The sequence below is a fragment of the Pectobacterium fontis genome, from assembly GCF_000803215.1.
GTDB lineage: Bacteria > Pseudomonadota > Gammaproteobacteria > Enterobacterales > Enterobacteriaceae > Pectobacterium > Pectobacterium fontis.
This window is the reverse complement of the sequence record NZ_JSXC01000021.1, coordinates 1-9,457: the sequence shown is the minus strand read 5'-3', so window position 1 is coordinate 9,457 and position 9,457 is coordinate 1. Positions and strand designations below refer to the sequence as shown.

Sequence of the window (9,457 nt, the reverse complement as noted above, 5' to 3'; positions counted from 1 at the left end):
GGGTTTGGGGTTTGGGGTTTATGATTTAATTATATAACAGGCGGTAATATACCCAATAAACCTCAAGACGCAGGTTTGAGCACCTGAAAGCGATTCATTCTGTAAGTAAGAGAGTCTGCTATTTCTAGTAGCGTGGGTGAGAAAAATTGAATATGGAAGTCCGAAAATGGTGAGTGTTTTCAAAATAGCGATTATTATGTACATGCTGGTTAACCACTTTCCATAGGCGCTCTATTGCGTTCAGATTCGGACTGTAAGGCGGTAAATAGTGAAACGCATCACGACAAAGGCCCAATCTTTAATCAATTGGGTTCAGTGATAACCTGTACCATCCAGTATCACATGGATTTTTTGTCGGTAATCGAGGTAACGTTTACTTATTTCAATAAAAAGACGGGCAATAGTGTAGTCATTAATAGTTTTGTAATCGGAGTTGTTGAATAAATCATTTTTGAGACGCAGCGAAGCTCTCTCCTCATCCATCAGGTTAGCGGTGCTAACGTTGCGGGATGGAGCTCTACATTAAAAATGCAGATTAACGATAAATACCAACAACTCCGTGCTCCAGCAGGAACGCAACTGGCAAAAATCCCGATGAGAACGCTGGACCAGAAACGGTAGCGCATGCAGGATATCCTGTGGAGGGCCAGCGTGGTGTTCGGTCGGATTTGAGGCTTTTTAGTCCTTCAACACCATGTAAAGTAACCCAATTCATCCATATTCTAACGGATGTGGGAGCAGCGCAGAGCAGTCTGGCGACGTCGGTGACGGTCATTCCCCTATGTAGCATAGTATGGCGATGAGTCGTCTGGAATGGTTCTTATCGCGTGTTTTTTGGGCTTCTTTACGCATTAGTCGTCTTTCTTCATCAGGGATTGCTGCTATGTTCGGCATCGCTCAGTCCGATTGGTGATTTGTGATGTTTGGCGATTGATCAGATCGCACAACTCGGACTGAGTTCCCTTCAAGTGATCTACTATTTGGCGAAGCTAATTAGTGTCATTCAGGTGCTCAAGTTCGGCTTTCTGTTCATCAGTAATAAATATTTACATAGTGGATGAACATGATCTTCTTACTGAGTAAAACCAAGCATCTTCAATGATTACGGATATATAAATGTCAAAGTGGTTTTTATGCCAGTTTTATATGGGCATTTATTTTTAACCATTAAAACAAGTTACATAAAACATGGAACATATCTGAAGGATCTACATATGTTGTCGCTCAAATTTAACACCCCAAAAAGGTGCCCACTTGTGGCGCCATTTAAAGGCTACGCCCTGGCGCCGAGCATGATTTAATTAATCGCTCTCTGTAGCGCCTGAAAATACTTATTGGATTGACCAGAGCAAGAAAGGTTCCGCCGATGATAAGAGTCGCCCCTGATATTTTCCAGATATTTAGGCTATCTCCTAGAAATAAAGCACCAAAAAAAATGGCAAATACCGGACTGAGCAATGAGTAAGGCATGATTTTATTTACTGGGTATTTTTTTAACAACCAGTACCATAATGAATAAGCAATAATGGATGATGCAATTGCACTGTACAAAACGCCGAACCAGCCGCGCCAACTCGCATTCTCGATGGCAGCAAACTGGCCCGTTTCATAAATGGACGATGCCAGTGCAACCAGCGGGATCGCCAAAAAGGAAAGCCATCCCGCCATTGTCAGAGGGTGTATAGGCGCTGAGCATTTAACAATGATATTTGTAAGTGCCCATCCAACTGCACTAGTCAGCAGGAGTGCCATTGCCAGTATCGAGGCGGATGAAGGACTTCCAGCCAGGAAGAATACTCCTGACAAGGCAATCGCAATGCCAATAGCCTGAACGACACTCAATTTTTCCTTCAGCACAACGGCGGCCATGATCATGGCGAATGGCGTTCCAAGCTGAACCACGATTGCTGCGGTTCCTGCATCGGTATAATGCGTACCCACGAACAATAAAGAAAAATGCATAAATCCAAAGGTAAATGCTAGTATCATCAAAGTCTTAAATTGTTCCCTTGAAATTCTGGCAAAGGGAACAACAACAACAGCTACCACAACAAAGCGCAGCAGTGTCATGAATAGCGGAGGCAACTCCGTTACGCCCAGCTTAATAGCCACAACGTTAAATGCCCAGATCGCAACAACCAGAATGACGACAAAAAAATGACGGAGTGCCACGGTCTTTTCCTTATCCGATAACTGCTTTGAGGGTGTCTTCGAACTGGTTCAGCAACAGGTCAGCATTATCCTGACTAAACGTTAGTAAGGGACGAATTTTCAGGCTGTTTTCACCTTTGCCTGTTGTACTGATAAGGATACGGCGTTCACGCAGTTCACTGACGACTTTGCGAGTCAGTTCTGTATCCGGCTCTTTCGTGTCAGGATCCTTAACAAACTCAATCGCGTGATAAAGACCCGCGCCACGCACATCACCAATCTGAGGATAGTTTTCAGCAATGACACGAAAACCATTCAGCAAGTAGTCACCCAGAAGGCGTGAGTTCTCCAGCAGATTTTTATTCTGAATTTCATTAAGTACCGCCTGTGCAGCCGCAATGCAGACTGGGTTACCCGCAAAGGTATTGAAATAGCGGATTTTACGGCCAAAATCTGCCAACAGTTGTGGTTTGGCAACGACTGCGGCAATTGGCAAGCCATTACCCATTGGTTTTCCCATGACGACGAGATCAGGATTGATACCATGGCGTTGAAAACCCCACATGTGAGAGCCGGTACGCCCGAAGCCCGGTTGCACTTCATCGGCAATGTATACACCGCCGTGCTTGTGTACGACGTCAATGGCCTTTTTAAGGAAGCCAGCAGGAGTGGTCAGCAGACCATCGGTTGAGAAAATGCTGTCTGCAATGAAGCCCGCGAACTTGATGCCATGTTGTTCCATATCTGCAATCGCCGCTTCGATATCATCAGCCAGTCGCTGTGCTACATCCACACCTTCCCCGGCACGGTAGGCATCAGGGGCACGGACCGTGCGAACATGTTGGTCAACAGGAACGTATTTACCCATCGTGGTCGAGATTGCTGCCACTGTTGTGGTGATACCGTGATACGCATAATCAGTCACGATAATGCCTGTGCCACCAGTATAAAACTTGGCAATGCGCAGGGAAAGGTCAACAGCTTCACTTCCCGTACATGTGTACATGACATGTCCGAGATCAGGCCCAAAAGTATTCAGCAGTTGCTCAGAGTAATTCAGGATGTTTTCGCTCATGTAACGCGTGTGCGTATTAAGCCTGGCAATCTGACGCGTTACTGAATCTACGACAGCCGGATTACAGTGGCCTACTGATGGCACGTTGTTGTAACAATCGAGATAGGCATTGTCCTCTGCATCATAGAGGAATACCCCTTCGCCGCGAACAAACTCAACCGGGTGTTCATACATCAGCTTGTAGGATGGGCCAAGCAGCGACTCGCGGCGTGAAACGATTTCACGCTCTCGCGTATTAAGCTCATTTAAACGGGCGATATCAAATCCATTCTGCATACCCGCAGTGGGAGAAAATGACTGTGACATAGTTATTCCTTACAGGCTGATTCAATGAGATAACGGGTTTCGTCAAACGGCCGAGACAACAACTGTTCCAGTTGTAACCAACTGGTTGCGGTGTTTCTCAGAATGTATTCGCTATTTTCCGGGAACTGACGTGCCCGCCATTCAGTAATGACAATCCGGACAAACATACGCGTAAGGAACAGATCGAACATAATGTTGATCTCCTCTTCCTGGAGTGGGACCTGAGCTACGTAGCCACGAAGATAGGCCAGAGCGCCATCGAGAAGATGCTCGCCAGTTCCCATCTGGTAAGTCGCACCCACTGCAGCATCAATAGCTATTGCTGTATTAACCGAATCACCGAAGTCAAGAATGGCCGCGATTTCGTCAGTGTTCTGAGGGCTAACCAAAACGTTATCGCCGTTCATGTCGTTATGAACAACGCTTTTACGTAATGAGGGTAGAAGTGGCTTAACGCGTGCTTCAAAATTATCCAGGCAGAATGCCAACATGGCACGCTTTGCTGGGGCAACTATCGCATTCATGTATTCACGTAACGATGACGCGTGTTGAGCATCCCACAGCAACACGTGATCCTGTGCGGGATGGCTGAAACCCATCAGGGCATTGGTGACATGACCTGCCATGCTGCCGAGGTTAAATTTCTGTACATCGGAGGCAGGTGACTGTGCCATCAGCTTACCTTCGAGATAGGTCACGACTCTGACAGTACGCATCTGACCGAGACAATCAATAAAGAGCTCAAACTCGCCGTTTGCAGCAGTTCTGACCTGTTGAATCGGCAGGCCAGGTGCATGAAGGTTGATGTGATGCATTAACTCAGTCTGGAAGTTGCTCACCATTCTTTCTTCGCTGGGATGGGCAAATTTTATCGTGAACTTAGTCCCATCCTCGCTCAGCACCAGAAAATTTTGATCTCTTTCACTACGCAATTTTCTGACTTCACCGCGAATGCCGTAATGTTCAAAAAGAACGTTCGCTGCAAATTCGCAGTCAATATCGCTCTGTTGCGCAGTTAGCGCATTGGTCGCTTCCACTTCAAGTGAAATGTTGTCTGCCATGCTGGTTACCAGTAATTAATCGTTAAGTGATATATTGGCATATCACTTCATCTAAATAAAGTAATCTTGCTCCTGTAACGCAGATTAAAAGAGATGTCATAAGAAAGTAGAATCATCACCCGCGGATACATAAGGACTAACGACAATAATCAGATGATTCACACCACGAATTGCACAACTGGAAGGATTACTGACCCGCCATTTCGTGATATATTGGTAGACAAATATGAATCTCACCATGGTGAGTGTTTATGAGGAATTTCAATGAGTTTTCTGTTTTCAGCTGAGATGCTGGATCACCGGTTACCGAAGACGATGCAAATCTTCACCCTGATGCGTGATGCCATCATCGCGATGCGTCTTCCACCCGGTGAAGTGATTCAGGAAAAAGAGATTGCTGTTCAGCTTGGCCTGTCGAGAACTCCCGTTCGAGAGGCGTTGCTCTCTCTCGCAAGTCAGAATCTCATTATTGTCAGGCCAAACCAGGGTACTATCGTCAGTCCCATCGACATAAAACTAGTGCTCGATGGCCAGTTCCTGCGTGAATCCCTTGAACCCCGGATTGCTAAGCTAGCCTCACGCTTTTACCGTCCGGAGTATGATATTGAATTTGATGAGATCATTAACCGGCAGCGTTTCGCAGCAACCAATGCCAACACGAGTTACTTCTTCACACTCGATGACGAGTTTCACAAGCTCATAGCGAAGTGCGCCAACATGCCAGAAATCTGGCTGACGCTACATGGTGGCACAGGGCACCTGGATCGCGTTCGCAGGCTGGCTTTCACTGTGGAGCAGCATTATGAGTCAGTGATTAACGAGCATGAGGCGCTTTACCATGCAATTCGTCGTGGAGATGAAACTTCTGCTGAAGAGCTGATGACAATTAATCTTGAAGTGTATGACAGCCTAATGATTCTTCTGGATAAGCACCGGCATTATTTTGAAAAAGATGATGCCCTTTTATTCCATCTGGATTCAAAAAAAGGATTGCGTCATCTTCTTGGATAATAAAAAAGAGGCTTTCGCCTCTTTTTTATTAATGTGATATCTGACCAATAAACTGTCGTGCACGTTCAGATGATGGGTTAGTAAAGAATTCATCCGGCGTATTTATTTCCACAATTTGTCCCTGATCCATAAATACCACTCTGTCGGCTGCCTTTCGTGCAAAATCCATTTCGTGCGTCACGCACATCATGGTTATACCACTTTCAGCCAGTGATAAAATTACATCCAGAACCTCTTTCACCATTTCAGGATCGAGTGCAGAGGTAGGTTCATCCAGTAATAAAACCTGAGGGGACATGCATAACGCTCGGGCAATCGCTACGCGTTGCTGCTGACCGCCAGAAAGCTGGCTTGGATAATGATTCATCTTATGGGACATGCCGACCTTGGTCAGGAATTTTACCGCTCTCTCATGAGCCTCTGTTTTGGAAACCTTCAGCACCGATTGTGGTGCCAGCATGCAGTTCTCTAGAGCCGTCATGTGTGGGAAAAGATTAAAATTCTGGAACACCATGCCTGTCTCACATCTGACTTTGTCATCACCTGAGCGCGTCACGCCTAAATCGGTACCGTTTACGACCAGTTTTCCTTCCTGATACTTTTCGAGTCCATTCACGCAACGGATCAGTGTCGATTTTCCGCTTCCAGACGGGCCGCACACGACGACAATTTCACCTTTGCTAACCACGAGCCCGATATTACGCAACGCTGCATAGTCGCCATACCATTTATTAACGCCGTGAAACTGCACGATCAGTTTGTGAATTTCTTTCGTAGCCATTTTATTCTCCAGACCTTCAGGCTCTGACCATGTGTTTTGTCAGGCGATTGCTGATTTTCAATACCAGACGGCGAATGATTTCCACGATAACGAGGTAGATAATGGCCGCCCACAAATAGACCTGGAAATCGAATGAGCGTGAAAACGCCAGCGCGGTAGTTCCCATCACCTCCATTACGGTTATGGTGCTGGCGATTGCTGACGATTTCATCATGAGCACGAGCTCATTACCCAGCGGCCGCAACGCGACAACAGAAGCCAGGGGAAGAATAATTTTCAGAAAACCAGCGGTGCGCGTCATGCCTAACGCATGAATAGCTTCGTGCTGACCACCCGGAACTGACTGGATCGCACCGCGCCAGATTTCTGCCTGATAAGCCGCAGTATTCAGCGTAAAGGTGAAAACGGTGCACCAGTAGGCCTCACGAAAGAACCACCATAATCCTAGCCCCTGCAATTCGTGCCTGAATTGTCCAGCCCCGTAGTACACCAGGAAAGTCTGGGCCAAAAGCGGTGTACCTCGAAAAAAATAGATGTATGCCAGAGAAATTGACTTCAGGACTGATGATCCTGACATGCGAAACATCAGGATCAACATCGAAAGGATCGCCCCGGCAAAAACTGATGTCAGGACTATCTGAAAAGTAATCCCGAGGCCATTAAGCATTCGGGGGCCATATTCCTGCAAAAGCTCAAACATACTTACCCCTTGGCGTAATAGCGATTAGCTCTGCGTTCGAGGAAACTCAGAATGAGTCCAGACACAGACGAAAAAATCAGATAAACAGCACACGCCAATGCGTAAAAGAAAAACGGCTCTTTTGTCGAATTTACCGCTATATAGGTCTGTCGCATCAGGTCTGAAAGCGCAATGACGGAAACCAGCGATGTATCCTTGAGTAGCACCAGCCAGACATTACCAAGGCCTGGTAATGCGATCCTCCATACCTGCGGTAACGTCACACGGAAGTAGCTTGTCTTCGAAGACAGTCCAAGTGCGTAGGACGCTTCATACTGCCCCTGAGGGATAGTCTTGAGAGCGGTATAAAAAATTTCACATGAAAATGCAGCGAATACGACACCCAGTGCAATGAGGCCAGCAATAAAGCCATTAATCTGCGGTGTTTCCCAGCCAAAGAAATCACATGCTGTTTTGATCGCAAGCTGCGAGCCGTAATAGATAATGAAAATGGTAAGCAGCTCAGGAAGCGCCCGGAAAATCGTGCCATACGCTATGCAAAACCGTTGCACCCATTTTTTATTACTCAACATTCCGCTTGCCAGTAGCAGCCCCATCACAAGACCAAACGGCAGCGTCGCGACTGCAAGTTCGATTGTTAACAAGGCCCCGGAAAGGATGGGCTGAGCCCATCCTCCGTTCCCGAATGACAGATAATTCAGGTATTCACTCATACGGTACCTTCAGCTTACAAACAGGCTTTACTTGATCGAAAAATCGAAATACTTCTTGTTGATTCGGTCGAAGGTTCCGTCAGTAATAATGGCCTTGATAGCTGTATTGAACTGGTCGCGAAGATCCGCATCGGATTTACGGATCCCAACACCTTTACCCACACCAAAGTATTTTTCATCACGAACATCCCCCCCTACAAATTTGCAGCAAGCGCCTTCAGAGGACTTCATCCAGTCGGAAAGTATTGCAGCATCTGAGAAAACGAGATCGATACGACCGTTAGCCAGATCCATGTTGGCATCATCGACGGTTTTATACATTTTAACGTCAGTATCTTTAAAGTTGTCTTCGAGATAAGTCGCCTGGGAGGTGGAACCCTGAACGCCTACGGTTACTCCTTTAAGTGAAGCCGGTGTAGTTTCCTTAATATCGCTGTCTTTGGTCGCGATAAAGCGGGCCGGGGTAGCGTAATACTTATCAGTAAAGTCAATTTTCTTCTGGCGCTCAGGCGTTATCGACATACTGGCCACGATTGCATCATACTTACCAGACATCAGCCCTGGGATCATCCCATCCCATTCCTGCGACACAATGGTGCATTTTGCTTTGATTTTTTCGCAAAGAGCATTTGCAATGTCGACATCAAAGCCTGTCAGCTTCCCATCGGCAATGTAGCTAAAAGGTTTATAAGTACCCTCTGTAGCAATGCGAATTTCTTTCCATTCCTTAGCCATTACTGCCTGAGAAGACAGTCCTGCCATTACAATGATCCCTGCAACCACGGTTTTAATTACTGACATGACGACCTCACTGTGCGTTTTGATATACTGATATATCAATATGCATTTATGATGCCAACTACGCAGTTGTCATATATCAAGGTATTGCATACTTGAAATGTTGAATGCGCTAATAATTTGCACCACAAAGAGGCGGGATTGAATCATAAAAGTGCAAGTCAGTGGCGAATAACTTAGTAAAACAGATGGTCTCAGTATGCATCGCTTCTCAGTTTTATACTTTTAAACTTTCAAGTATCTTTCCCAAAGTGTTGCGTTTCATGGTCAAATAACCTGGATGACCATATGTATTAAACGAAATCCCCAATGTCCGTTTCTGGCTGTGATGATCTTGATCTCTTCCCGGATCTCTGATTTATCTTGGCACCGATATTGGGAGGAGATCAATGATGACCTCAATGTCACTCTTAATCTGCTTAGCAACGTTCTTAACGAGCATTGTGTACGTCTGGTAGAAAGCCAGCTCCCTGTCCGTCAGCCAGTTGTTGTAAATGTTCTTCACTACAACAATCGAGTGGAAGCAGCACGAGTTCTTGAGCACCATAGCCAGCAGCTCAATGCAGATGTTTGCCTGCCCTGCGCTGTTCTTTATCTTAGACCACTTCAACTCACCGACAATACCGTACTTATCTTTCAGCTTCTGGACACGCTCATTGAAGATGTGCAAAGTGTCTTTACGCACACACAGTGTAGTGGTCAAGTCATATTGGCCACGGTTTTACAGTAAGAACGGTATCTGTTCTCTGATTCTTCCGGCGTTAGTCCACCATTGTAATGATGTGGCCTGACGCTATTGTAGTAGTTCACTATATAACCACTGATTTGCTGCCAGGCCTCATCTTTGCCCTGATAACCCTT

Annotated in this window: 8 protein-coding genes and 4 pseudogenes; 1 reads left to right on the top strand and 11 read right to left on the bottom strand. The window is 46.1% G+C overall.

The window, feature by feature from the left end; translation table 11 throughout:
- Nucleotides 1–62: 62 nt before the first annotated feature.
- The 5 genes and pseudogenes from OI69_RS19160 to OI69_RS07320 form a co-directional block, all read right to left on the bottom strand.
- Nucleotides 63–429, bottom strand: a pseudogene (locus OI69_RS19160) (transposase); the annotation flags it as partial.
- Nucleotides 430–497: 68 nt separating this feature from the next.
- Nucleotides 498–894, bottom strand: a pseudogene (locus tag OI69_RS20200) (helix-turn-helix domain-containing protein); the annotation flags it as partial.
- 372 nt (nucleotides 895–1,266) lie between these two features.
- Complete coding sequence (locus tag OI69_RS07330; RefSeq protein ID WP_039348133.1) at nucleotides 1,267–2,172, bottom strand: DMT family transporter; 906 nt, start codon at nucleotides 2,170–2,172, stop codon at nucleotides 1,267–1,269.
- Between the two features lie 10 nt (nucleotides 2,173–2,182).
- Nucleotides 2,183–3,532, bottom strand: a complete 1,350-nt coding sequence (locus OI69_RS07325; RefSeq protein WP_039348130.1) for an aspartate aminotransferase family protein — start codon at nucleotides 3,530–3,532, stop codon at nucleotides 2,183–2,185.
- Between the two features lie 2 nt (nucleotides 3,533–3,534).
- Complete coding sequence (locus OI69_RS07320; RefSeq protein ID WP_052198329.1) at nucleotides 3,535–4,593, bottom strand: phosphotransferase; 1,059 nt, start codon at nucleotides 4,591–4,593, stop codon at nucleotides 3,535–3,537.
- A 264-nt stretch (nucleotides 4,594–4,857) separates the two neighbouring features.
- Here OI69_RS07320 and OI69_RS07315 point away from each other — a divergent pair, with 264 nt between their 5' ends.
- Nucleotides 4,858–5,604 carry a GntR family transcriptional regulator gene (locus tag OI69_RS07315; protein ID WP_039348127.1) on the top strand — a complete coding sequence of 249 codons (747 nt, stop codon included), beginning with the start codon at nucleotides 4,858–4,860 and terminating at the stop codon, nucleotides 5,602–5,604.
- A gap of 28 nt (nucleotides 5,605–5,632) precedes the next feature.
- Here the strand turns inward: OI69_RS07315 and OI69_RS07310 are convergent, their stop codons facing one another.
- The 6 genes and pseudogenes from OI69_RS07310 to OI69_RS19790 form a co-directional block, all read right to left on the bottom strand.
- A complete protein-coding gene (locus OI69_RS07310) occupies nucleotides 5,633–6,385 on the bottom strand; it encodes an amino acid ABC transporter ATP-binding protein (protein ID WP_052198328.1) in 753 nt (250 codons plus the stop codon).
- Between the two features lie 16 nt (nucleotides 6,386–6,401).
- Nucleotides 6,402–7,085, bottom strand: coding sequence for an ABC transporter permease (locus OI69_RS07305; RefSeq protein WP_039348121.1), 684 nt, complete (start codon nucleotides 7,083–7,085; stop codon nucleotides 6,402–6,404).
- Nucleotides 7,086–7,087: 2 nt separating this feature from the next.
- Nucleotides 7,088–7,798 (bottom strand): ABC transporter permease, encoded by a 711-nt coding sequence (locus tag OI69_RS07300; protein WP_039348119.1) that lies wholly within the window; start codon nucleotides 7,796–7,798, stop codon nucleotides 7,088–7,090.
- 27 nt (nucleotides 7,799–7,825) lie between these two features.
- Nucleotides 7,826–8,599 (bottom strand): lysine/arginine/ornithine ABC transporter substrate-binding protein, encoded by a 774-nt coding sequence (locus tag OI69_RS07295; RefSeq protein WP_039348116.1) that lies wholly within the window; start codon nucleotides 8,597–8,599, stop codon nucleotides 7,826–7,828.
- Nucleotides 8,600–8,981: 382 nt separating this feature from the next.
- A pseudogene (locus OI69_RS07290) lies at nucleotides 8,982–9,299 on the bottom strand (DUF3800 domain-containing protein); the annotation flags it as partial.
- Nucleotides 9,296–9,457, bottom strand: a pseudogene (locus OI69_RS19790) (IS3 family transposase); the annotation flags it as partial. The pseudogenes OI69_RS19790 and OI69_RS07290, both read right to left, overlap by 4 nt.

What these genes read in the sequence shown, in the direction of transcription:
- OI69_RS07325 (WP_039348130.1), bottom strand. Translation starts at nt 3,532, where the DNA reads ATGTCACAGTCATTTTCTCCCACTGCGGGTATGCAGAATGGATTTGAT.
- OI69_RS07320 (WP_052198329.1), bottom strand. Translation starts at nt 4,593, where the DNA reads ATGGCAGACAACATTTCACTTGAAGTGGAAGCGACCAATGCGCTAACT.
- OI69_RS07315 (WP_039348127.1), top strand. Translation starts at nt 4,858, where the DNA reads ATGAGTTTTCTGTTTTCAGCTGAGATGCTGGATCACCGGTTACCGAAG.
- OI69_RS07310 (WP_052198328.1), bottom strand. Translation starts at nt 6,385, where the DNA reads ATGGCTACGAAAGAAATTCACAAACTGATCGTGCAGTTTCACGGCGTT.
- OI69_RS07305 (WP_039348121.1), bottom strand. Translation starts at nt 7,085, where the DNA reads ATGTTTGAGCTTTTGCAGGAATATGGCCCCCGAATGCTTAATGGCCTC.
- OI69_RS07300 (WP_039348119.1), bottom strand. Translation starts at nt 7,798, where the DNA reads ATGAGTGAATACCTGAATTATCTGTCATTCGGGAACGGAGGATGGGCT.
- OI69_RS07295 (WP_039348116.1), bottom strand. Translation starts at nt 8,599, where the DNA reads ATGTCAGTAATTAAAACCGTGGTTGCAGGGATCATTGTAATGGCAGGA.